This window comes from Capnocytophaga stomatis (genome assembly GCF_002302635.1).
Classification (GTDB): Bacteria; Bacteroidota; Bacteroidia; order Flavobacteriales; family Flavobacteriaceae; genus Capnocytophaga; species Capnocytophaga stomatis.
In genome coordinates, this window is the sequence record NZ_CP022387.1 from 2,181,798 (window position 1) to 2,205,728 (window position 23,931).

Sequence of the window (23,931 nt, forward strand, 5' to 3'; positions counted from 1 at the left end):
AACCGAAAGTTAAGATTTTAAAAATTTAAATATCTGACTTTCGGTTTTTTATTTTTAATTGTATGAAAAAAATTTTTTCTATAATCACATTATTGTTTACGGTGATTTCTCTGGCTCAAAACGGAAAGAATATTCAATTTTTAGTGGGTACTTACACGGATTCCGATAGTGAGGGAATTTATCTGTATAATTTTGATAAAGAATCGTTTAAGTTTGAAAAAATAACTTCTGTTTTTGTGAAAAATCCGTCTTATTTGACTTTGTCGCCTGATGAGAAGTTTCTTTTTTCGGTAAGCGAAAACGACCAAAATGACAGTGAAGTATTTTCTTTCTCTTTGGATAAGAAAAATGGTAAAATAGAACTCATTAGCAATCAGAATACATTTGGAGGAGCTCCGTGTTATGTTATGTATGATTCTGATAACAAGAATGTTATAACATCGAATTATACGGGAGGTAATATTTCCGTATTTCCCGTAACTGAAAATGGAAGTTTGAAAAAAATTTCTCAAAATATTCCTTTTGAAAAGCATTCTCATTTGCATTCGGCACAACTTTCGCCTGATAAAAAACGAATTTTAGCAGCGGACTTGGGTACAGATGAGATTTATTCTTTTCAAATGAAGAAGGGAAAATTACATCGCGTTCTTAACGAAGGAATAAAACTTCCGAAAGGAACGGGACCTCGACATTTTGCTTTTTCTTCGGATGGAAAATTTTTGTATGTTTTAGGGGAACTTTCTCGAAAAATATTCGTTTTTAGCTGTAAAAACAATAAATATGCTGAAATACAATCAATTGAGACAGATGATTTTCACGATGGAAAAGGAGCGGCCGATATTCATATTAATCCGAACGGAAAATTTTTGTATGCTTCCAATAGGTTGGTTAATGACGGAATTGCAATTTTTTCTATTCAAAAATCAGGGAAATTAGAAAAGATTGGTTATGAGCCAACTAAAAAGCACCCGAGAAATTTTGCGATAACTTCTGAAGGGAAGTATATGTTTGTAGCATCACGAGATGAAAATTCTGTTCAAGTATTTGAAATTCAGAAAAATGGATTGCTTGAATTAAAAACAGAATTGAGCATTCCTAAGCCTGTTTGCATTCAATTTTTGAAATAGAGATTTTGATGAAGCATATTTTTTATTTTATATAATCATTTTGTTAAAAAAATGATAATATTTGAATTTTTGCTTTGATGTGAATGTATTTTTTGAAATATTATTCCTAAAAAGCTGTATTCTTTCTTTAAACAATAATTATTTAACAATTACTTAACAATTCTTATTTGAAAAAATTGCAAATTTGCACCCTAAATAAACTAACTTTTATATTAATAGAAAAAATGAAAAACTGGGTTTTAAATTTAGCCTTAATTTTATTATCGTCAATGACTTACGCACAGGGAATTGTAACAGGAACAGTCATTGATGGAGAACTTAACACGCCTCTTCCAGGTGCAAACGTGGTGATAAGAGGAACTACTAAAGGAGTTTCTTCCGATATGGATGGGAAATTTTCTTTACAAGTAGAATCAAATTCAGGAACTTTGGAAATTTCTTACATAGGATTTGTTACTCAAAGAGTAAATTACACATTATCAGGAGGAAAAGCCAATGTAAGAGTTGTTCTGCAACCTGATGCTCAAGATTTGGGAGAGGTTGTAGTTACAGGGAGTTCTTTGTTGGATATTGCAAAAGAGAGAAAAACGCCCGTAGCTGTTTCCACTGTTAAGGCAGCAGAAATTGTTGAGAGATTGGGAAATAAAGAGTTTCCTGAAATTTTGAATAGAACACCATCTGTTTATGCTACTAAAGGTGGGGGAGGTTTTGGAGACTCTAAAATTAATATTCGTGGTTTTGCTAACGAGAACATTGCTGTAATGGTTAATGGTATGCCTGTAAATGATATGGAAAATGGTCGTGTTTACTGGAGCAACTGGGCTGGACTTTCAGATGTGACTTCTGCAATGCAGGTACAACGTGGTTTAGGAGCTTCGAAGTTAGCGATTGCATCAGTTGGTGGTACGATTAACGTAGTTACTCGAGCTTCTGATATGACGGAGGGAGGAGCTGCTTATGCGGGTTATGGAAATAATGGTGGAAACCACGAGTACAAAGGTCTTGTGGCATATAATACAGGAAAAAGTGAAAGTGGTTGGTCTTCATCTATTTTATTTAGTCGTAGTTCGGGAGAAAAATATGCTGATGCAACGAAATTTGAAGGATACAATTACTTTTTTGCATTAGGATATGCACCTTCTAAGAAGCACAGTTTGCAGTTTATGATAACTGGAGCACCTCAGTGGCATAATCAGCGTTCATCATCGGTATCTATTGCAGATGCGATAAAATACGGAGGGTCACTTGAAAAACCGAACCGTAAACATAATTCAGATTGGGGATATTTGAACGGAGAACAATATTCAAATCGCCGTAATGCTTATCATAAGCCAGTTATGATGCTTAATTGGGATTGGAATATTACTGAGCAATCTACTTTAAGTACTGTAGCTTATGCTTCTTTCGGACGTGGTTTTGGAACTGGTGATTTGGGCTCTGTAAACAGAAAAAGACTAAATTCTTTTAGAGATGCAAATACAGGTTTGTATGATTTCGAAGCGTTAATTAAAGAAAATAAGGCTTCAGATGCAGATAAAGGAGTACTAGTTCGTAGAGCAAGTGTGAATTCGCACGACTGGTATGGTGTTTTAACGAATTTCAATCATAAAATTAATGAAAATTTTACAGTAAATATGGGACTTGATGGGAGGTATTATTACGGATATCACTATCAAATACTTACAGATTTGTGGGGAGCATCTTCTTACGGTGATAAGTCTAATGGAAATCTAACGGAAACTAACTATGTGACTTATGTAGGTAAAGATAAACCTAATTATAATCCTTTCGGAGGAAAAATAGATCCAATAGAAAATCGTATAAGATATAGTAATGATGGAGAGGTTCGTTGGATGGGGCTTTTCGCTCAGTTAGAGTATTCCGATGATAATTTCTCTGCTTTCGTACAAGGCTCTTCTTCCTTACAAGGATTTCAGCGTATTGATGAGTTTTTAAAGCCTGGTACAGAGGCAGTCAAAAACAAACCAGAAACTGCAATGTACAGAAAGACAGGTTTTAAAGATCTTTTAGGATATAATATAAAGGCAGGGGCAAATTATAACATTAATGAACAGCATAATATTTTTGCTAATGTTGGATACTATTCAAAACAACCTTTTTTTAATGCAGTTTATCCAAATAATCAAAACTTCTTAAATCCAAACTTAACCAACGAAAAGATTTTTGGAATTGAAGCTGGATATGGTTTTAGATCAAGCATTGCCAACTTAAATGTGAATGTTTATAGAACTTCTTGGAAAGATCGCTTCGTAAGAAAAAGTAATGATGTGAAAAATGCTGCAGGTGAAACAATTCGTGCTTATGCCAATGTATTGGGAGTTACCGAAATTCACCAAGGATTAGAGATTGAAGGAAGCATCAGAGCTACAGACTACCTAACTTTCAAAGGATCTCTTTCTTTAGGGAACTGGTTTTATGAAGGAAATGCTCAAGGAAGTTTATTCAATGAAAGTAATGAGTTAATAAACAGCCAAGGTGAAGTTGTTCCTACTGGAGGAGCAGAGTCAATCACATTATTCTTAGATAAAGTAAAAGTAGGTGATTCTGCACAGCAAACAGCTTCTTTGGGGGCTACTGTTACACCTATTGAAGGATTAAGATTTAATGTAGATTGGAGATATGTAAATAATTTATATGCTAATTTGAATGTAGCAGATTTTACAACTCAGGAAGCGGCTGACAGAGGTGCTTTGAGATTACCAAGCTTTAATTTATTTGATTTGAATGCTTCATATAAGTTACCTTTAACGGATAAGCAATCCATTACATTTTCAGTGAATGTAGATAACGTGTTAGACACATACTACATCGCAGAATCTTACGACAATAAGCACGCTAAAACGTTGGCAGACTTCAAAGATGATGCTACTAAAGGTACAGCTCAAAAGCAATTTGATGATTATCAAAACAATAATCTTTATAAAGGAGTCGATACTTCTAACAGAGTTTATTTTGGTTTCGGACGAACTTGGAGCTTCGGTTTGAGATATACTTTCTAAAGAAAAATTAAGAATTGTAAAAAGCCACTTTTTAAAAGTGGCTTTTTTTTATTATTAAAGTGATGAATATTTAAAATAAGCAGTTTGATTATGAGTGTTTTGTGAGATGTCCTCTGTCTTTCTTTTTATGAAATATTTTTATATTACAGAGGTATTTCGTCTGTAAAAAGTTATGAATAACTAAAATATTAACCATTCTTTAACACGAATATCTTAATAAAAGTTGAAAATTTGTAACGGGAAAGATATAATGAATTAAGAGAGATGAGAAACGGACTACTACACTCATTAGTGCTATTTTTAATAGTCACTGAAATAGCTTATGCTCAAAATTTTATAAAAGGAAAAGTAATCGACGCAGAAACGAAACAACCATTATCGGGAGCCAGTGTGGTTCTGAAAGGAAATATTATGGGAGTTTCGACAGATGAAGAGGGAGAATTTCTACTGGAAGTACCCTCTAAGGCGGGAACACTTGAGGTGTCATACTTGGGGTTTGTTTCTCAGGAAACGCAATTCCGAATTCTGAGAAAATCGCAACCAACAGTAATAGAATTAGAACCAGACGCTCATTTACTGGCTAATGCTATTGTGAATAACAGTCTGTTGGATATGGCACAGGAAAGAAAAACGCCTATTGCAGTTTCAACAATCTTCTCTTCTGAAATTGCAGGAAAATCAGGTAATCAGGAGTTTCCGGAAATTCTAAACAGAATTCCATCGGTGTACGCTATAAAATCAGGAGGAGGTTTCGGAGATTCCAAAGTTAATATTCGTGGGTTTGCAAGCGAAAATATTGCCGTAATGGTAAACGGAATACCTATGAATGATATGGAAAATGACAGAGTTTATTGGAGTAATTGGACGGGAATCACTGATGTAACCTCAGTTTTGCAATTGCAAAGAGGATTGGGAGCTTCCAAATTAGCCATAGCTTCTGTGGGCGGAACTCTCAATATTGTTACACGTTCATCTGATTTGAATGAAGGAGGAGCGATACTGAGTTCTGTAGGAAATGATTACGCGGTGAAAACTTCTGCGATATACAACACAGGAAAAAACGAAAAAGGCTTCTCGGCTTCTCTTCTTATGGGAAGAACCTCTGGAAATAAGTATGTTAGAGGTACTGATTTTGAGAGCTATAATTACTACTTAGCTTTTGGGTACACACCTTCGGAAAAACATAATTTTCAGCTGATGATGACGGGTTCTCCTCAGTGGCATAACCAACGGCTTTCGTATGTGAAAATATCAGATGCTTTAAAATATGGAGCTAACGGAAATCCTGACAGAAGATACAATCCTGATTTAGGAATTTTCAGAGGTGAGGATTATAATGTGTACAGAAATGTATATCATAAGCCGGTGATAATGTTCAATTGGGATTGGAACGCTTCAGAAAGAACAACAATTAATGCTACTGCATATACTTCTTTTGGAAGAGGCTCAGGAACATTGAATTATGGTTCTGTTATGGGAAGGGATTTGGAATCTTTCAGAAATGTTACGACAGGATTATATGATTTTGATGCTCTTGCCAAAGCAAACCAAGAAGCGAATTCTGACAGAGATATTCTTATTCGCACGGCACGGATAAATTCACACGATTTGTACGGAATTTTGGCAAATTTCAATCATAAACTTTCTGACAGACTGATATTTAACGTAGGGATTGATGGTCGATATTACAAAGGATACCATTATGCAATGTTAAATGACTTGTTCGGAGCTACTTTCTACAGAGACGATTCAAATAAAAATTTGAAACTGAATAATTATGTTTCCACAACAAACTCTAATTATCCTACTTACAATCCTCTTTTTTCCAAAATAGATGATATTTCAAATACTATTTTTTATAACAACGTAGGACAAATATTTTGGTCGGGAGCTTTTGGTCAGTTGGAATATTCTAAGGATAATTTGTCTGCCTTTGTTCAGGGAGCTGTCTCAAACAAAGGTTATAAACGGACGGATAACTTTCTGGCTGAAGGCACATTAATTGAAGGAACAAACATTTCTTTGCCTCAAAAAACAGATTACGAAACATTTTTAGGATATAATATTAAGGTAGGAATTAATCATAACATAGGTAATCACAACATATTTACTAATGTGGGATATTATGAGAAACAGCCAAATTTCAATGCAGTTTACAGAGGAAATATCAATCATCCTGCTTCGGATAATGTCAATGAAAAGGTGTTGGGAATCGAATTGGGCTACGGACTGAAGTTGAAAAATCTTAATGCTAAGGTAAATGTTTACAGAACAAGTTGGAATGACAGATACACAAGAAAAAATAATCTTATAGATACCGACTCAAATAAAACACGTTACTATGCCGAGATTTCAAACTTGGACGAACTTCATCAGGGCGTAGAACTGGAATTGCTCTACAGATACAACAAATATTTGAAGCTCATCGGAATGTTTTCCTATGGCAATTGGTACTATGAAGGAAACGCAGAAGCACAAACGTACAGAACGGCAGACAGAAAACCTTACATCCTTAACGGAGCTAAATCAAACAGATTACCTCTTTTGTTAGATAAAGTAAAAGTAGGAGGTGCTGCACAAATGACAACCAATCTCGGTGCGATGGTTACTCCGCTAAGAAATTTGAATGTGAATCTTAACTGGCATTATGTAAATCGGTTGTATTCAGATTTTGATATTTATGCATTTAGCGACAATGACACTGCTTCAAAGGGAGCTTTAAAACTTCCAAGCTACAATTTGTTTGACTTTTCAGCGTCTTACAAATTACCGTTATTCAAAAAACACACGATGACTTTTGGGTTGAATATATACAATGTGCTTGATACTTACTATATTTCCGATTCACAGGATAATATTCATACAACCACAAATAGCGAAACTTACAAAGGAATAGACACACGAAATCGGGTGCATTTCGGTTTCGGACGCACTTGGAATTTTTCAATGAAATATTCATTTTAACCAAAATAGAAAGTCCGTTTATTATTAATTTTAAACGGATTTTTTTATTATTTTGGTTTTGCTATTCGCCTCTTTACGTTTTTTTATGTTAAAATTAACGTTATAATTTTGTTATAATATAAATTTTTATACATTTGCCCCCGCATACAATTAACTCAACATACTAAAACAGCATAAAAATACTATGAAAAACTTGTGTAATTCACATAAAATCAGTACATTTGTACGTGCCTTAGCACAGCACAGCACAGCACAGCACAGCACAGCACAGCACAGCACAGCACAGCACAGCACAGCACAGCACAGCACAGCACAGCACATAAACAGCTAAATAATAACATAATATATAAATGGTGTAAATCCGCTTGATGGAGAGGAATCTCTATCAAGTGGATTTTTTTTGTTATTCTTTCAAAGAAATAGCTTGTAGAGCAGAGATGTTAAAATTAAGTATCTAACAAAAATATATAAAATAATGGCAGAATCAAAAAACAACATTATTACACACGGATTGAGTGGAAAGGTAGGCGATTTGTTGGTGTTCAGTCAGCGTAATGGAAAAACAATTGTTTCTCAAAAACCAACCAAGAAAACTATCACTTCTGAAAAAGTAAAGGAACAAATGGCAAAATTTCAACAAGCAACCATTTATGCAAAAACGGCATTAAAAAATCCTGCGGTTAAGGAGGAATACCAATCAGAAGCCGACAAAAAGTAAGGAGTAACCGCCTATAACGTAGCGGTTGCCGATATGCTCCAAGCTCCGAAAATTGAACAGATTGACCTTTCGGGCTATACGGGTCAGGTAGGCGATACCATCAAAGTTAGAGCCTATGATGATTTTAAGGTAGTATCGGTTACGATACATATTTATAATTCCGATAGTTCGTTGGTAGAGGAGGGCAATGCCGTAGATAATGGTTTGGATTGGGTATATACCGCTACACAAGCTAACACCGACCTTTCTGGAGATAAAATTGTAGTTCGTGCTACGGATATGCCGGCTAACATTACTGAAAGTGTTAAAAATATATAAAAGAAGAATAAAGTGCATAGCTTAGGTACACCTTGGGTAGAGCTTGGGTGGACACTGGGTTTTTAAAAAATAATAAATGATAATTTTATAACAAATAATTAACAATTATAAATGTCGTTTGCTCTGCTATTGCCCCTTTGAAGGGGCAGCTCGTAGAGCGGGGATGTAAAAGATAAAACCAGATAATAAAAAAAGGCGTAACCCGAAAAGCCTGTAACAGAATGAAAAAAAATGTATTTAAAATGAGAAATTTATTAGTTTTTATAGGGCTAATATGTTTTAACATATCGCTATACAGCCAAGAAGAAACTAAAAAAAACGAAAAGTTTGCACGGCATTTTAGTTATGTGAGTTTTTTTAAAGACGGAAAATGGGAGGAGCCTATAAAACGTAATAGTACTTTCGTTTTCAATATCAATGATAATGGAGATGTTTTGTTGTATCTCCCAAATGGAGATAAAAAATATTTTAGGAGCATTAGCAGTGTAACAGAGCATAAAATTGATAAGGGTATAAAGGTTCAAGCAGTGGAAATTTTAGATGAAGATGGAGATGAACTTCTTTTGTTTCTATACGAAAACGGGGTTTTAGTATTAGCATATAACAAAGATTCTATGATTCGATTTCATCCTTAAAAGTATGGTATGCGTTCCGAAAAAATAAAAAAGGCGAAGCCTGAAAAGCTTGTAACAGAGTAAAGATTTACTAATTTAATTTTACAGAAAGATGAAAAGAATAGTATTAATTATGAGCTTAGTGGTTTCATTGGGGGCTACTGCTTATGTAGGATTTCGAGAAACCGTCAAAGATGAATGTTGTGCAAAATGCGTAGGAGCTAAAAATTGCAAAGCCTGTAAAAACTGCAAATATTGCAAACATTGTAATAACGGAGGTTCGTGTGGTGTATGTAGGTAATTTAAATTTTATGAAAAATGAAAAAGATAATTTTATTAGTAATCACAACCATTAGCTTAATAGGTTGTACCCAAGCGAAAAAAGAAGAAAAAAAGAACGATTTGCAAGAAGCCAATTTAAAAGGCAAAGTAAAATCAGTTAGAGGGACAAGCTATAATGCTTTTGAAAAATTTGGAGAAATTCAAAAAGGAGGAATTAAATCATTTATAGATAGTTACATCTATAACGAACAAGGAAATAAGATAGAGGAAAATAGTTATAATTCCGATGGAAGTCTCAATATAAAATGGACTTATAAATATGATACTAATGGAAATCGGATAGAGGGAAATAGTTATAATTCCGATGGAAGTCTCAATATAAAAATAACTTATAAATACGATACTAAAGGAAATCAGATAGAGAGAAATGTGTATAATTCCGATGGAAGTCTTAATGTAAAAATAACTTGTAAATCCGATACTAAAGGAAATCAGATAGAGGAAAATGGGTATGATTTCGATGGTAATTTTCTGGGTAAGTATACATATAAATACGATGATAAAGGAAATCAGATAGAGAAAAATAAGTATAAATCCGATGGAAGTTTTTATATAGAAATGACTTGTAAATACGATGCCAATGGAAATCAGATAGAGCAAAATGTGTATAATTTTGATGGCAGTCTTTATTGGAAACTTACTTATAAATACGATGCTAATGGAAATCAGATAGAGACAAACAAGCATAATTCCGATGGCGGTCTTGATTGGAAATCTACTTGTAAATGCGAATTTGACCCATATGGCAATTGGATAAAACTCGTAAAATATGTAGATGATAAACTTAAATATATTACCGAACGCGAAATACAATATTATGAATAAGATGAAAAAGATAATTTTATTATTGGTTACAGTCATTAGCTTAATAGGTTGTAATCAAGAGAAGAAAGTAGGGAAAAAGAACGATTTACAAGAAGCTAATTTAAAAGGCAAAGTAAAATCGGTTAGAGAGACCCCTTATTATGCTGTTGAAAAATTTGGAGAAATTCAAAAAGGAGAAATTAAATCAGTTATAGGCATAGATAATTACATCTATAACGAGCAAGGAAATCGGATAGAGAAAAATGTGTATAATTCTGGTGGAAGACTGATTCTAAAATGGATTTATAAATATGGTGATATAGGAAATATAGTAGAGGAAAGCAGATATAATTCTGATGGTCATCTTGGAAGGAAAGAAGCTTATAAATACGATGATAAAGGAAATCTAATAGAGAAAAATGAATACAATTCCGATGGAAGACTTATTATAAAATGGACTTATAAATACGATGCTAATGGCAATCAGATAGAGAAAAATAAGTATAAATCAGATGGTAGCCTTAGTGAAAAATGGTCTTACAAATACGATACTAATGGCAATCAGGTAGAACAAAATGAGTATAATTCTGATGGTCATCTTAGAGAGAAAGAAACTTATAAATACAATGGTAATGGCAATCAGATAGAGAAAAATAAGTATGATTCTGATGGAAGTCTTGATAAAAAATTGACTTATAAATACGATGCCAATGGCAATCAGATAGAGAAAAATGAGTATAAATCGGATGGCAGTATTTTTTTTCAATTGACTTATAGATATGATGCTAATGGAAATCTTATAGAGGGAAATGGGCATAATTCCAATAGAAGTCTGATTGTAAAATGGGCTTATAAATACGAATATGACAAGTATGGTAATTGGGTAAAACGAATAGCGTATGCAATAGATAAACCTGAAAGCATTACCGAACGTGAAATAGAATATTATGAATAGTATAAACGGCAATTTTATGAATTTCTCAGAAAATACTTTTGTTGCTTTTATTGATATTAGTGTTTTTTAGCTAACATAATACCAAAAATAGAAATCTTTGACTTTGATATTTTGTGCTTTTGAGATGTTTTTGAAATAGGTGTTGTAAATTTCATCAAAAATCTTTACTTTATACTTTGTTGATATTTAGATTCTTAAAAATAAAACGCAATTTTTTTTGCAAAAAACTTTGTAAAAAGTTTGGAGTTTTAGGAAAAAGTATTACTTTTGCACCCGCTTTGAAAGGCTTACGGTGTATAGCTAATAGCAATTAGCCAATAGCTAAAAGCAAAAAATAAAAAAACTTTCAAAAAGTTTTGGTGGTTTAAAAAAAAGTATTACTTTTGCACCCGCAAATGCAACGAGCTTCTGAAGGGGAGGTGCGTTGCTAAAATGAATAAGACGCATAGTTCATTGATATATTGTTGACAGCACAAAAAAGATTTAAAGAATTAATCCTAGAGTCAATTACTTTATTTGGTTATAATATTAAAGATTTTAACGATGAAGAGTTTGATCCTGGCTCAGGATGAACGCTAGCGGCAGGCCTAACACATGCAAGTCGAGGGGTAGAGTGCTTCGGCACTTGAGACCGGCGTACGGGTGCGTAACGCGTGTACAATCTACCTTTTGCTAAGGGATAGCCCGAAGAAATTTGGATTAATACCTTATAGTATTATTGGATGGCATCATTTAATAATTAAAGCTACGGTGGCAAAAGATGAGTACGCGTCCCATTAGCTAGTTGGAGTGGTAACGGCACACCAAGGCTACGATGGGTAGGGGTTCTGAGAGGGATGTCCCCCACACTGGTACTGAGACACGGACCAGACTCCTACGGGAGGCAGCAGTGAGGAATATTGGACAATGGTCGGAAGACTGATCCAGCCATGCCGCGTGCAGGATGACGGCCTTATGGGTTGTAAACTGCTTTTGTATGGGAAGAATAAGATTTACGTGTAGATTGATGACGGTACCATACGAATAAGCATCGGCTAACTCCGTGCCAGCAGCCGCGGTAATACGGAGGATGCGAGCGTTATCCGGAATCATTGGGTTTAAAGGGTCCGTAGGCGGGCTTATAAGTCAGAGGTGAAAGCACTGAGCTCAACTGAGTAACTGCCTTTGAAACTGTAGGTCTTGAATGGTTGTGAAGTAGCTGGAATGTGTAGTGTAGCGGTGAAATGCATAGATATTACACAGAACACCGATTGCGAAGGCATGTTACTAACAACTTATTGACGCTGATGGACGAAAGCGTGGGGAGCGAACAGGATTAGATACCCTGGTAGTCCACGCTGTAAACGATGGATACTAGCTGTTTGGTAGTAATATTGAGTGGCTAAGCGAAAGTGATAAGTATCCCACCTGGGGAGTACGCACGCAAGTGTGAAACTCAAAGGAATTGACGGGGGCCCGCACAAGCGGTGGAGCATGTGGTTTAATTCGATGATACGCGAGGAACCTTACCAAGGTTTAAATGGGAAACGACGTATCTAGAGATAGATATTTCTTCGGACGTTTTTCAAGGTGCTGCATGGTTGTCGTCAGCTCGTGCCGTGAGGTGTCAGGTTAAGTCCTATAACGAGCGCAACCCCTGCTGTTAGTTGCTAGCGAGTGAAGTCGAGCACTCTAACGGGACTGCCGGTGCAAACCGTGAGGAAGGTGGGGATGACGTCAAATCATCACGGCCCTTACATCTTGGGCTACACACGTGCTACAATGGCCGGTACAGAGAGCAGCCACTGCGTGAGCAGGAGCGAATCTATAAAGCCGGTCACAGTTCGGATCGGAGTCTGCAACTCGACTCCGTGAAGCTGGAATCGCTAGTAATCGGATATCAGCCATGATCCGGTGAATACGTTCCCGGGCCTTGTACACACCGCCCGTCAAGCCATGGAAGCTGGGGGTACCTGAAGTCGGTTGCCGCAAGGAGCTGCCTAGGGTAAAACTAGTGACTGGGGCTAAGTCGTAACAAGGTAGCCGTACCGGAAGGTGCGGCTGGAACACCTCCTTTCTAGAGACGATCCAAATGGAGAGTTGTTAGGGATTTTCTTTAAATCTTGTGCAGTCGATAAAAAAAGATGCAGTCTCATAGCTCAGCTGGTTAGAGCGCTACACTGATAATGTAGAGGTCGGCAGTTCGAGTCTGCCTGGGACTACAAAGGCTGATAGCTATTAGCTAAATGCTAAAAAGTTCATAGAAATAGAATGAAAGGAAATTTTAGAGGTTGTTGCTTTTAAGATAGGTAAGAGTTTTGGGATTGATATAAACTATTCCCTATTGCCTAACCCCTAATACCTGTATAAAAAGGGGAATTAGCTCAGCTGGCTAGAGCGCCTGCCTTGCACGCAGGAGGTCAAGGGTTCGACTCCCTTATTCTCCACAGGGAAAAGGATAAAGGATAAAGTAAAAAGGATAAAAAACTTCAAACTTTTAACTTTACACTTTAAACTTTCGAAAGGTTCATTGACATATTGGGATAAAAAACACGAGAGATCAAATAAGATTGATTAAATCGAGAAAAAAATAAAAGAATCAAAGAGAACGAGGTATGCTTTACTTGAAGTAAAGCAACTACAAGCGCAATAAGTTATGTAAGGGCGTATGGGGGATGCCTAGGCTCTCAGAGGCGAAGAAGGACGTGATAAGCTGCGAAAAGCTGCGGGGATTGGCACATACGAATAGATCCGCAGATATCCGAATGGGGCAACCCACTAGTTTGAAGGACTAGTATCCTTATAAAGGAGGCGAACCCGCTGAACTGAAACATCTAAGTAGGCGGAGGAGAAGAAAACAAAAGTGATTCCGAGAGTAGTGGCGAGCGAAATTGGAACAGCCCAAACCCATGTTGTTACGGCAATATGGGGGTTGTAGGACCCGATGTTGGTTGTTAAATGGAACCGGAAGTGTTTGGAAAGATACGCCATAGAGTGTGATAGTCACGTATGGGTAACGTTTAATAAATCATAGGGAAATCCTGAGTAGGGCGGGGCACGTGGAACCCTGTCTGAATCTGCCGGGACCATCCGGTAAGGCTAAATACTCCTGAGAGACCGATAGTGAACCAGTACCGTGAGGGAAAGGTGAAAAGAACCGTGAATAACGGAGTGAAATAGACCCTGAAACCATACGCTTACAAGCGGTCGGAGCCCTTTTGGGTGACGGCGTGCCTTTTGCATAATGAGCCTACGAGTTACTTTTACCAGCGAGGATAAGTATTTCAGATACGAATTCGTAGCGAAAGCGAGTCTTAATAGGGCGATATAGTTGGTAGTAGTAGACGCGAAACCTGGTGATCTACCCATGGGCAGGTTGAAGCGCTGGTAACACAGCGTGGAGGACCGAACCGGTTGTCGTTGAAAAGACTTCGGATGACCTGTGGGTAGGGGTGAAAGGCCAATCAAACTGGGAAATAGCTCGTACTCCCCGAAATGTATTTAGGTACAGCGTCGTATATAGTTTATTAGAGGTAGAGCTACTGATTGGATGCGGGGGTTTCACCGCCTACCAATTCCTGACAAACTCCGAATGCTAATAAATGTTTTGCGGCAGTGAGGGCATGGGTGCTAAGGTCCATGTCCGAGAGGGAAAGAACCCGGACCATCAGCTAAGGTCCCCAAATATATGCTAAGTTGACCAAACGCGGTCTGACTGCACTGACAGCTAGGATGTTGGCTTGGAAGCAGCCATACATTTAAAGAGTGCGTAACAGCTCACTAGTCGAGCGGTCGGGCATGGATAATACTCGGGCATAAGCATATTACCGAAGCTATGGACTTAATAAATTAAGTGGTAGGGGAGCATTCTAATGGCGTTGAAGGTGAACTGTGAGGTTTGCTGGAGCGATTAGAAAAGAAAATGTAGGCATAAGTAACGATAAGGCAGGCGAGAAACCTGCCCGCCGAAAGATCAAGGTTTCCTCAGCTATGCTAATCAGCTGAGGGTTAGTCGGGGCCTAACGCGAATCCGAATTGGAGTAGTGGATGGACCACAGGTTAATATTCCTGTACTTTCATAACGATAGAAGTGACGGAATGAGGTAAGCTCTGCGTACTGACGGAATAGTACGTTGAAGGTGCTGTTATGGCATTGATAGTACACTAAGGCTTCGGCTGCGGTGATAATGAGCAGATAACGTTTCCAAGAAAAGCGAGTTATGAAACCCGTACCGTAAACCGACACAGGTGATTGGGATGAGAATTCTAAGGCGCTCGAGAGATTCATGGCTAAGGAACTAGGCAAAATAGACCTGTAACTTCGGGAGAAAGGTCGCCTCCCTCCGGGGAGGCCGCAGTGAAAAGGTCCAGGCGACTGTTTATCAAAAACACAGGACTCTGCTAAATTGAAAGATGACGTATAGGGTCTGACACCTGCCCGGTGCTGGAAGGTTAAGAGGAGATGTTAGTTTCGGCGAAGCATTGAATTGAAGCCCCAGTAAACGGCGGCCGTAACTATAACGGTCCTAAGGTAGCGAAATTCCTTGTCGGGTAAGTTCCGACCTGCACGAATGGTGTAACGATCTGGACACTGTCTCAGCCATGAGCTCGGTGAAATTGTAGTATCGGTGAAGATGCCGATTACCCGCAGTGGGACGAAAAGACCCTGTGCACCTTTACTATATCTTCGTATTGGTCTTGGATAAGTGATGCGTAGGATAGGTGGGAGACTTAGAAGCGGCTATTCCGGTAGTTGTGGAGTCGTTGTTGAAATACCACCCTTTGCTTATCTGAGGTCTAACTCCGCATAGAGTGGAGGACAATTCGTGGAGGGTAGTTTGACTGGGGTGGTCGCCTCCAAAAGCGTAACGGAGGCTTCTAAAGGTTCCCTCAGCACGCTTGGTAACCGTGCGTAGAGTGCAATGGTATAAGGGAGCTTGACTGAGAGACTAACAAGTCGATCAGGTACGAAAGTAGAGCATAGTGATCCGGTGGTTCCGTATGGAAGGGCCATCGCTCAAAGGATAAAAGGTACGCCGGGGATAACAGGCTGATCTCCCCCAAGAGCTCACATCGACGGGGGGGTTTGGCACCTCGATGTCGGCTCGTCACATCCTGGGGCTGGAGAAGGTCCCAAGGGTTGGGCTGTTCGCCCATTAAAGTGGCACGCGAGCTGGGTTCAGAACGTCGTGAGACAGTTCGGTCTCTATCTACTGTGGGCGTTAGAAATTTGCGTGGTGCTGACTCTAGTACGAGAGGACCGAGTTGGACCAACCTCTGGTGTATCAGTTGTTCCGCCAGGAGCATGGCTGAGTAGCTACGTTGGGAAGGGATAAGTGCTGAAAGCATATAAGTACGAAACCCGCCACAAGATGAGATTTCTTTTAAGGGTCGTGGGAGATGACCACGTTGATAGGTTACAGGTGTAACGGCAGTAATGTCATAGCCGAGTAATACTAATAACCCGTAGACTTATTGCGTCGCAGATTCTTTTGTGCTGATAGCTTATGGCAGTTGGCGGATAATTAGAACGTGTTTTTTATCCTAGTATGTTAACATATTATAGTGGAAGTATGGCTAATGCCTGTTGCCTAATGGCTCTTCCCTAAAGACTTAAGGTGGTTATAGCGAAAGGTCTCACCTCTTACCATTCCGAACAGAGCAGTTAAACCTTTTAGCGCAGATGGTACTACGCAAGTGGGAGAGTATGTCGCCGCCTTCTTTAAGTTAAAACTCCAATCAGAGATGATTGGAGTTTTTTTGTTTTTTAAGGGGGGTAGAGTGTTTCTGCGGCCGCACACTACCTTCTTTTAGAAACTTCAAGAGGAATCTTGAGGTTTTTTGTTTTTTTGAGGGTTAAGATTACTAACAAAAGAAAGGTTGGGGATAGTTTAGAGGTCGAGATTGCTTTTTATAAAATTATTATAAAAGGAATTTAGAGAGAACATTTGGTTGAAAAATAATAGTTTGACAATAACTAAGATTATTTTTCTTAAGAGATAAATTTGTATTCTTAATTTCTTAAATTTATATTTGCCTTTTAAAATTAAAAAAAGATGGTAAACAACGAGCAAGTAAAAGATTTAGTGAATCGCCTGGGTGCGTTAAGGAGGTATCTTTGACGTAGATGCCAAGCGTATCGAAATCACAAATGAAGAAGAAAAAACATTCGCTTCCGACTTTTGGAACAACGCCAAAGAGGCTGAGAAAATCATAAAGGAACTCCGCAGCAAAAAAAAATGGGTAGAGGATTATGAAGAAGCCGAAAAATTGGTTTCGGATTTGGAGGTGTTGATGGAATTTTTAAAAGAAGAAGCTGCTACGCCCGACGAGGTGGACGAGCAGTACCAAAAAGCGTTGCAACACATTGAAAATATTGAATTTAGAAATATGCTGTCCGAGGAAGGAGACAGTATGAGTGCTGTGTTGCAGATTACGGCAGGTGCAGGAGGAACTGAAAGTTGTGATTGGGCTTCAATGCTTTTACGAATGTACACAATGTGGTGTAACAACCAGAAATACAGCGTGAAAACACTCAACTTTCAAGAGGGTGATGTGGCGGGTGTTAAAACCGTAACCATTGAAATTGAGGGCGAGTACGCTTTCGGTTATCTTAAAGGGGAAAACGGCGTGCATCGTTTGGTACGTATTTCGCCTTTTGACAGCAACGCCAAACGCCATACGTCGTTCGTTTCGGTGTACGTGTATCCGCTTGCCGATGACACCATTGAAATTGAGATAAATCCGTCTGACATCACTTTTGAAACGATGCGTTCCAGCGGTGCGGGAGGGCAGAATGTAAACAAGGTAGAAACAGCGGTGCGTCTTCGCCACCATCCAACGGGAATTATCATTGAAAACTCAGAAACACGGAGTCAGCTTGATAATAAAAATAAAGCATTACAGCTTTTAAAATCACAACTTTATGAAATTGAATTGAAGAAGCGTCAAGCAAAACGTGATGAAATTGAAGCAGGAAAAATGAAAATTGAGTGGGGCTCACAAATCCGTAATTACGTAATGCATCCGTATAAATTAGTAAAGGATGTTCGTACTGGATATGAATCCACTGATGTGGATAGCGTAATGAATGGTGAAATTGACCAATTCCTGAAAGCCTATTTAATGCTTATGGGACAATCGGAAACTGAAAATTAAACCTAACAAATGAAAGAAGCTGCAATAACATTTATTTTTCTATTATTTTTTGGACAGCTTTTTGCTCAAAATGAAGAAGTTGTACGTGGGCGTGTGATGAACGACACAATTCCTTTGGCAGGCGTTCACGTGCAAAACCTTCATACCGAATTGTTTTCCACCACTGATGAAAAAGGATATTTCTCAATAAAGGCAGTTGCAGGAAATACTTTGCAATTGACTCACGTTAGTATGCAAACGGTTTTCAGAAATATTGTGAAAGCAGATTTTCAGTTTGCCGGAATAGTGATACAAATGAAGGAGCAAGTTAATGAGTTAGAGGAAGTTCAAGTGACAAAATATAGAAATATTACGGCTCAAGAACTTGGAATTTTGCAACATACACCCATAAAAAGAACATACGCAGAGAAAAAAGTTTATAGTAATACCAGAGTTTTTAGTGGAGGATTAGATGTTGGTGCTCTCATAAATGCCATAACAGGGAGAACGAAGAAAATAAAAAAAGATTTGGAAAATGAGCGAAATATGGCGGTTGCAACCTATATTTCTGAAAATATGAGTGATTTTTTAAAAAAAGAACTCAAAATTTCTCAAGAAGAAGTTGATGCTCTGGCGTATTATGTAATGGAAAGACCTCAATTTCACGAAGTAATCAGAGCGAAAGACAATAAAACACTGGAATTTATGCTTATAGATGCTTGGCTGGAATTGCAAAAAATTCTGAAAGAAGAACTAAAAAGTGAGAGCAAGTAATTGGATAGCATTTGTATTTTTTCTGTTTGTAGGAAAAACGTTGGTCGCTCAGGAAGCTGTGATTATCAAGGGAAAAGTGGTTGATGAAAAACAAGCTCTGCAGGGCGTCCACATACAAAATTTGGAGAGAAATCGTTTTTCCACAACAGATGCTAATGGGGAATTTTCTATTGAAGTTTTTGAAGGTAATACGCTGAAAATTACTCACGTAGGTAAGGAAACGGTTCATCGTGTTGTTACTCAGTATGATTTAGAAGCTGGTCAATTGTTTTTTGTTAAAATGAAAGATGAAGTGATTGAGATAGAGGAAGTTGAAGTTTATAAAAATCCGGATATAAACGTACAATCGCTCGGGATTTTACAACATAAACCCAAAATCCGAACTTATAACGAAAAGCGAGTGTATAGCGAAACACGCGTTCTTCCAAACGGAATTTTACCTCTGCTTGTTGGGTCGTTTACGGTGAATTTAGAAGGTCTTGTAAATGCAATTACCGGAAAAAGTAAAAAGATAAAACAGCTGGTAGTCAATGATGAAAATATAAAAGTGAAGAATTACATCGTTGAAAATATGTCCACCTTTCTTCAGAAAACCATTCGGCTCACAACCGAAGAAATAGAATTGTTAGCCTATTATGTAATGGAAAGACCTCAGTTTCACGATATAATAAAGGCAAAAGATGATAAAACATTGGAATTTATGCTTGCAGATGCTTGGGTGGAATTGCAGCAGAATACCAAAAAAGAATCGGAAAATCAAAAGTAAATAAATCAGTAAATTACAAACTGAACATAAAAAATATAACTTTAACAACAGAATTCTTCCTAAAAATATTAAATCTTTTACTAAGGAAATTGATATAAATTTTTTATCTTTGCTTGATTGAAAAACGATAAGTAAAATAAAATATCTTCTAATTTATATAGTCCTATGTTAGAGAAAAGTATTGAAACAGCAAAAACGTGGCTTTCTGACACTTTCGATGCAGAAACACGAGCCAAAGTGCAAGAACTCCTTGACAAAAATCTTGACGAACTTAAAGAATCCTTTTACAAAAATCTTGAATTCGGAACCGGCGGAATGCGTGGTATTATGGGAATCGGGACAAACCGAATCAACAAATACACGTTGGGAAAAAACACGCAAGGATTGAGTAATTACCTCAAAAAGTCATTTCCGAATGAGCAACCCAAAGTAGCCATCGCTCACGATTGCCGAAATAATTCCAAAACATTGGCGAAAGTGGTTGCTGATGTATTTTCTGCCAACGGAATAAAAGTATTTTTATTTTCGGATTTGCGTCCGACTCCGGAGCTTTCATTTGCAGTACGTTATTTAGGTTGCCAATGCGGAATCGTGCTTACGGCATCACACAATCCGCCTGAATATAACGGATACAAAGTGTATTGGGAAGACGGCGGGCAGCTTGTTCCTCCGCAAGATGGAGAAATTATGAAAGCTATTGAAGAGGTTGATTTTAAGGATATTAAATTCAATACTGATGAAAAATTAATTGAGTGGATTGATGCCGAGTTAGATAATGCTTTTGCGGAGGCATCTATCAAAAACGGAAGTTTCAACGCTCCGGGTAAAGAAAACTTGAAAGTGGTGTTCACTTCTTTACACGGAACATCTATCACGATGGTTCCTGAGGTGCTTAAAAGGGCAGGATATACGAATGTTCACATTGTGGAAGAGCAAGCAACGCCTAACGGAAACTTCCCAACAGTGAAATCTCCAAATCCCGAAGAACCCGAAGCCTTAACAATGGCTCTTAAAAAAGCTGATGAAATAGGTGCAGATATTGTTATCGGTACAGACCCGGATTGTGACCGTGTAGGTGTTGCCGTGCGTGATTTGGAAGGGAAAATGGTTCTTTTGAACGGAAACCAAACAATGGTGATGATGACTTTGTTCCTACTGCAAAGACACGAAGAAAAAGGATTTAAAGGCAACGAATTTGTTGGCTCAACGATTGTTTCTACTCCTATGATGAATGACGTAGCAACAGCTTTTGGGGTAGAATGTAAAGTAGGTTTAACAGGTTTCAAATGGATTGCTAAAATGATTCGTGATTTTTCTGACCAAACATTTATCGGTGGAGGAGAAGAAAGTTTCGGATATATGGTGGGTGATTTTGTACGCGATAAGGATGCTGTTACAGCTACGTTATTAGCTTGCGAAATTGCAGCAACAGCCAAAGCATCAGGAAGTTCGTTCTATAAAGAATTGCTAAAAGCCTATGTTGATTACGGTTTTTATAAAGAATATCTAATTTCGTTGGTGCGTAAAGGAATTTCAGGTTCTGAGGAAATTGCTCAAATGATGAAAGACCTTCGTGAAAACCCTCTGAAAGAAATTAACGGAGAGAAAGTTACAATGGTTGAAGATTATCAAACTTCAAAAGCTCATAATATCATAACAGGAGAAGTGGAAGAAATTGATATTCCAAAATCAAACGTGCTTATTTACTATACTGAAAACGGAACAAAAATAGCTGCTCGCCCAAGCGGAACAGAGCCTAAAATTAAATTTTATTTCAGTGTAAATACTCCACTTAACGGCATTGAAGAGTTCAAACAAACCGAAAAAGTTTTAGATGATAAAATCAAGGCTATTGTTAAGGATATGAAGCTTAGCTAATTTCTTTTAAATGAGTTAAATAGAAATTCAAAAATTACCTTTGCAAAATCAATTTGGTTTACAAAGGTAATTTTTTGTTTTATCTCACAAAAACAAGTTCACCTTTCTTTGTTGAATGCTTTTCACTGAAACTATATCCTTCATAATCAAATCCTTTCAGGTCTTCAATGGTTCGGACGTTGTTTTTTATAATGTATTTGACCATCAATCCGCGGGCTTTTTTTGCATAAAAACTGATGATTTTAAGTTCGTCATTTTTCCAATCTTTAAAAATTGGCGTGATGACTGAAGTTTTTAGTTTTTTTGTGTCAATCGCTTTGAAATATTCGTTGCTTGCCAGATTTATAAACAGTTCATTTTCTGATAGTTCATTGTTTAAAGCTGTCGTGATTTTTTCCCTCCAGAAGTCATATAAATCTTTATTTTTTCCTACGCCAAATTTTGTTCCCATTTCCAAGCGATAGGGTTGCATCAAATCCAAAGGTTTTAATAATCCGTATTGCCCTGAGAGAATCCTAAGATGGTTTTGCATTTTCTCAATTTTTTCATTATCAAAAGAATATACGTCTAATCCGTCATAAACATCTCCATCGAAAACGTACACTGCTTGTCGGGCATTTTCAGTAGAAAAAGGCTGAGAAAATTCCTGATTTCGTTGCCAATTAAGGTCGGCAAGTTTTTCTGAAATATGCATTAAATCAGCCAATTGCTTGGGATTCAGCTTTTTTAATTCCGAATTAATTTCCGCCATTTCTTGCTGAAAAATGGGCTGTGAATATTTTTCTGTAGGGATTTTTCTGTCGAAGTTCAGAGACTTTGCCGGAGAAATAACTATTTTCATAAAAATTAAATCAATAAAAGAATTGCGAAGATATGAATTCTGCATAAAAAATCAAAAAAAGATTTTTCCCATAACTTCTTTATTCTTACCTTTGCGGGCATTTTTTAATAATTTAATAGATTGATATGAAAAAGATATTTTTAATTTTAACAGTGTTTTTAGCTCTTTTAACTGCTTCTTGTTCAGGTGATTCTCCAAAATCGGTAGCAGAAAAATTTTTAACAGCTATGGAAAACCAGAATTTTGAAGAAGCCAAAAAATATTCTGACGATTCAATGAAGCAGCTTTTAACGATGCTTGATGATATGCCGAAAGAAAACAATAAAAAGGCTGAAAATGCGAAAGTTAAAGTGACTAAAGTAGAAAAAGAAGGCGATAAAGCAAAGGTTTTCTACATTATTGAAAGTTCGGAAATTGAAGGAGAAAGCAAAGAGCAAAGCATTGATTTGAAGAAGATTGACGGAAAATGGAAAGTTTCTTTCAATAAAGAAGATGCAAACAAAGAAGCACCTAATACAGAGCCAAATTCAATGGATTCTGGAAATGAGGCAACTGATGAAAATATGGGAACAGAGCTTGAAAATATAGAATCAGGTGTGGTTTCCGAAACAACAGAACAATAAAATTACAGAAAAACTGAAAAATGAAGAAATATTTTAGAAAAATAGCTTTATTTTTCGGTTTTTTTATTTTTTTCTTGTGGATAGGTTTTCATTTCTTCTTTTGGATAGACCGAAAGCAAGAAAACAAACTCATAAAACAGAACCAAACCATTACTCGCCTTACTCAAGAAGATTTGAAAAAAATACGACAGGGGGACATTATTCTTAGGCGAGGATATGGTTTTTTTAGTGATTTGATAGCCAAAAAGTTAAATGATTCTGTTTTTGATGTTACTCATTCGGGAATTTTGTACCTGAAAGAAGGCAAATGGTGGGTAATTCATTCACTTTCATCAGATGCAAGTGACACGGACGGAATGCAAGAGCAGCCACTCAATCAGTTTTTAAAAGGCTCAATGCCTGAAAAAATTATTGTTGTACGTCCTAAAAATATAAACATAGAGGAAGGGCAACAGATTGTAAATCAGGCAAAATATTATTTAGAAAGAAGAGTTCCGTTTGACAGAATGGGCGTCATTGACGAACCTTCACAAATGTACTGTACGGAGCTTATTTGGCAAATTCTGGAAACAGATTTAAAGCTGATTTCTCTTCCGAAAGATTTAAAACAGCGGAAAGACTTATTTTATTCTATGACAGGTACTTATGACGATAAATATTTCGATATCATCATAAATAAATATCCTAAAAGTAATAATAAAAACAAAAATTGATAAGAAAATTAGATGTAATATTTGTCAGTTTAAAAAAATATCGTACATTTGCCCCACTTTTAAGTAGAGAAAATTTCTATAATTTTATTTGAGAATAAGATATTTTAAAGATTTAGGACAATGAAAAGAACATTTCAACCATCAAAAAGAAAGAGAAGAAATAAGCACGGTTTCAGAGAGCGTATGGCTACTGCAAACGGTAGAAAAGTATTAGCGAGAAGAAGAGCAAAAGGAAGAAAAAAATTGACTGTTTCTTCTGAACCAAGACATAAAAAATAGGTCGATGGTTGGTTTTTACAATATATAAAGGTGTTATCTTTTTTAGGTAACACCTTTTTTTTAAAATTTCGAAAAAAAT

The 23,931-nt window shown here is 37.0% G+C and carries 18 protein-coding genes, 2 tRNA genes and 3 rRNA genes; 22 read left to right on the top strand and 1 reads right to left on the bottom strand.

The window, feature by feature from the left end; translation table 11 throughout:
* Positions 1 to 62: 62 nt before the first annotated feature.
* From CGC58_RS09675 to CGC58_RS09760, 19 genes are all read left to right on the top strand, one after another.
* The gene (locus CGC58_RS09675; protein ID WP_095896526.1) at positions 63 to 1,127 is read left to right on the top strand and encodes a lactonase family protein; all 1,065 of its coding nucleotides are present in this window, start codon (positions 63 to 65) and stop codon (positions 1,125 to 1,127) included.
* A 224-nt stretch (positions 1,128 to 1,351) separates the two neighbouring features.
* On the top strand, positions 1,352 to 4,147 hold the full coding sequence (locus CGC58_RS09680; RefSeq protein WP_095896527.1) for a TonB-dependent receptor: 2,796 nt from the start codon (positions 1,352 to 1,354) through the stop codon (positions 4,145 to 4,147).
* A gap of 264 nt (positions 4,148 to 4,411) precedes the next feature.
* Entirely contained in the window at positions 4,412 to 7,111 is a 2,700-nt protein-coding gene (locus CGC58_RS09685) for a TonB-dependent receptor (RefSeq protein WP_095896528.1), read from the top strand.
* A 184-nt stretch (positions 7,112 to 7,295) separates the two neighbouring features.
* Entirely contained in the window at positions 7,296 to 7,442 is a 147-nt protein-coding gene (locus CGC58_RS12820) for a methyltransferase (protein WP_095896529.1), read from the top strand.
* Between the two features lie 144 nt (positions 7,443 to 7,586).
* Positions 7,587 to 7,829 (top strand): hypothetical protein, encoded by a 243-nt coding sequence (locus CGC58_RS12865; RefSeq protein WP_232748828.1) that lies wholly within the window; start codon positions 7,587 to 7,589, stop codon positions 7,827 to 7,829.
* Between the two features lie 33 nt (positions 7,830 to 7,862).
* Positions 7,863 to 8,147: a hypothetical protein gene (locus CGC58_RS12870; RefSeq protein ID WP_232748829.1), complete on the top strand. Its 285-nt coding sequence runs from the start codon at positions 7,863 to 7,865 to the stop codon at positions 8,145 to 8,147.
* Between the two features lie 242 nt (positions 8,148 to 8,389).
* Complete coding sequence (locus tag CGC58_RS09700) at positions 8,390 to 8,782, top strand: hypothetical protein (RefSeq protein WP_157909250.1); 393 nt, start codon at positions 8,390 to 8,392, stop codon at positions 8,780 to 8,782.
* A 91-nt stretch (positions 8,783 to 8,873) separates the two neighbouring features.
* Positions 8,874 to 9,062, top strand: a complete 189-nt coding sequence (locus tag CGC58_RS09705; protein WP_095896531.1) for a hypothetical protein — start codon at positions 8,874 to 8,876, stop codon at positions 9,060 to 9,062.
* A gap of 17 nt (positions 9,063 to 9,079) precedes the next feature.
* The gene (locus CGC58_RS09710) at positions 9,080 to 9,928 is read left to right on the top strand and encodes a hypothetical protein (RefSeq protein WP_095896532.1); all 849 of its coding nucleotides are present in this window, start codon (positions 9,080 to 9,082) and stop codon (positions 9,926 to 9,928) included.
* 22 nt (positions 9,929 to 9,950) lie between these two features.
* Positions 9,951 to 10,862 carry an RHS repeat domain-containing protein gene (locus CGC58_RS09715; protein WP_157909251.1) on the top strand — a complete coding sequence of 304 codons (912 nt, stop codon included), beginning with the start codon at positions 9,951 to 9,953 and terminating at the stop codon, positions 10,860 to 10,862.
* Positions 10,863 to 11,402: 540 nt separating this feature from the next.
* Positions 11,403 to 12,918: ribosomal RNA gene (locus CGC58_RS09720) — 16S ribosomal RNA — on the top strand.
* A gap of 71 nt (positions 12,919 to 12,989) precedes the next feature.
* Positions 12,990 to 13,063: transfer RNA gene (locus CGC58_RS09725), tRNA-Ile, on the top strand.
* 151 nt (positions 13,064 to 13,214) lie between these two features.
* Positions 13,215 to 13,288, top strand: a tRNA-Ala gene (locus CGC58_RS09730).
* Between the two features lie 200 nt (positions 13,289 to 13,488).
* A 23S ribosomal RNA gene (locus CGC58_RS09735) occupies positions 13,489 to 16,321 on the top strand.
* Positions 16,322 to 16,455: 134 nt separating this feature from the next.
* Positions 16,456 to 16,563: ribosomal RNA gene (rrf, locus tag CGC58_RS09740) — 5S ribosomal RNA — on the top strand.
* The 16S, 23S and 5S rRNA genes sit together here with 2 tRNA genes alongside, the layout of an rRNA operon.
* A 334-nt stretch (positions 16,564 to 16,897) precedes the next feature.
* Positions 16,898 to 17,999 (top strand): peptide chain release factor 2 gene (prfB, locus tag CGC58_RS09745; RefSeq protein ID WP_095896534.1). Its coding sequence is split into 2 segments (ribosomal slippage): positions 16,898 to 16,960 and positions 16,962 to 17,999, totalling 1,101 coding nucleotides; the frame shifts between segments, so codons are not numbered across the junction.
* 9 nt (positions 18,000 to 18,008) lie between these two features.
* On the top strand, positions 18,009 to 18,752 hold the full coding sequence (locus CGC58_RS09750; RefSeq protein WP_095896535.1) for a carboxypeptidase-like regulatory domain-containing protein: 744 nt from the start codon (positions 18,009 to 18,011) through the stop codon (positions 18,750 to 18,752).
* Positions 18,739 to 19,518 carry a carboxypeptidase-like regulatory domain-containing protein gene (locus CGC58_RS09755; protein WP_095896536.1) on the top strand — a complete coding sequence of 260 codons (780 nt, stop codon included), beginning with the start codon at positions 18,739 to 18,741 and terminating at the stop codon, positions 19,516 to 19,518. Before CGC58_RS09750 ends, CGC58_RS09755 begins: the two co-directional genes overlap by 14 nt.
* 165 nt (positions 19,519 to 19,683) lie before the next feature.
* A complete protein-coding gene (locus tag CGC58_RS09760; protein ID WP_095896537.1) occupies positions 19,684 to 21,396 on the top strand; it encodes a phospho-sugar mutase in 1,713 nt (570 codons plus the stop codon).
* A gap of 79 nt (positions 21,397 to 21,475) precedes the next feature.
* Here CGC58_RS09760 and yaaA read toward each other — a convergent pair whose 3' ends face one another.
* The gene (yaaA, locus tag CGC58_RS09765; RefSeq protein WP_095897197.1) at positions 21,476 to 22,237 is read right to left on the bottom strand and encodes a peroxide stress protein YaaA; all 762 of its coding nucleotides are present in this window, start codon (positions 22,235 to 22,237) and stop codon (positions 21,476 to 21,478) included.
* A gap of 125 nt (positions 22,238 to 22,362) precedes the next feature.
* On the opposite strand from yaaA, the gene CGC58_RS09770 reads away from it, so the two are divergent.
* The 3 genes from CGC58_RS09770 (at position 22,363) to rpmH (ending at position 23,852) form a co-directional block, all read left to right on the top strand.
* Positions 22,363 to 22,860 (top strand): DUF4878 domain-containing protein, encoded by a 498-nt coding sequence (locus tag CGC58_RS09770; protein ID WP_095896538.1) that lies wholly within the window; start codon positions 22,363 to 22,365, stop codon positions 22,858 to 22,860.
* 20 nt (positions 22,861 to 22,880) lie between these two features.
* Positions 22,881 to 23,573, top strand: a complete 693-nt coding sequence (locus tag CGC58_RS09775; RefSeq protein ID WP_095896539.1) for a YiiX/YebB-like N1pC/P60 family cysteine hydrolase — start codon at positions 22,881 to 22,883, stop codon at positions 23,571 to 23,573.
* A 120-nt stretch (positions 23,574 to 23,693) separates the two neighbouring features.
* A complete protein-coding gene (rpmH, locus tag CGC58_RS09780) occupies positions 23,694 to 23,852 on the top strand; it encodes a 50S ribosomal protein L34 (protein WP_002669412.1) in 159 nt (52 codons plus the stop codon).
* Positions 23,853 to 23,931 lie beyond the last annotated feature (79 nt).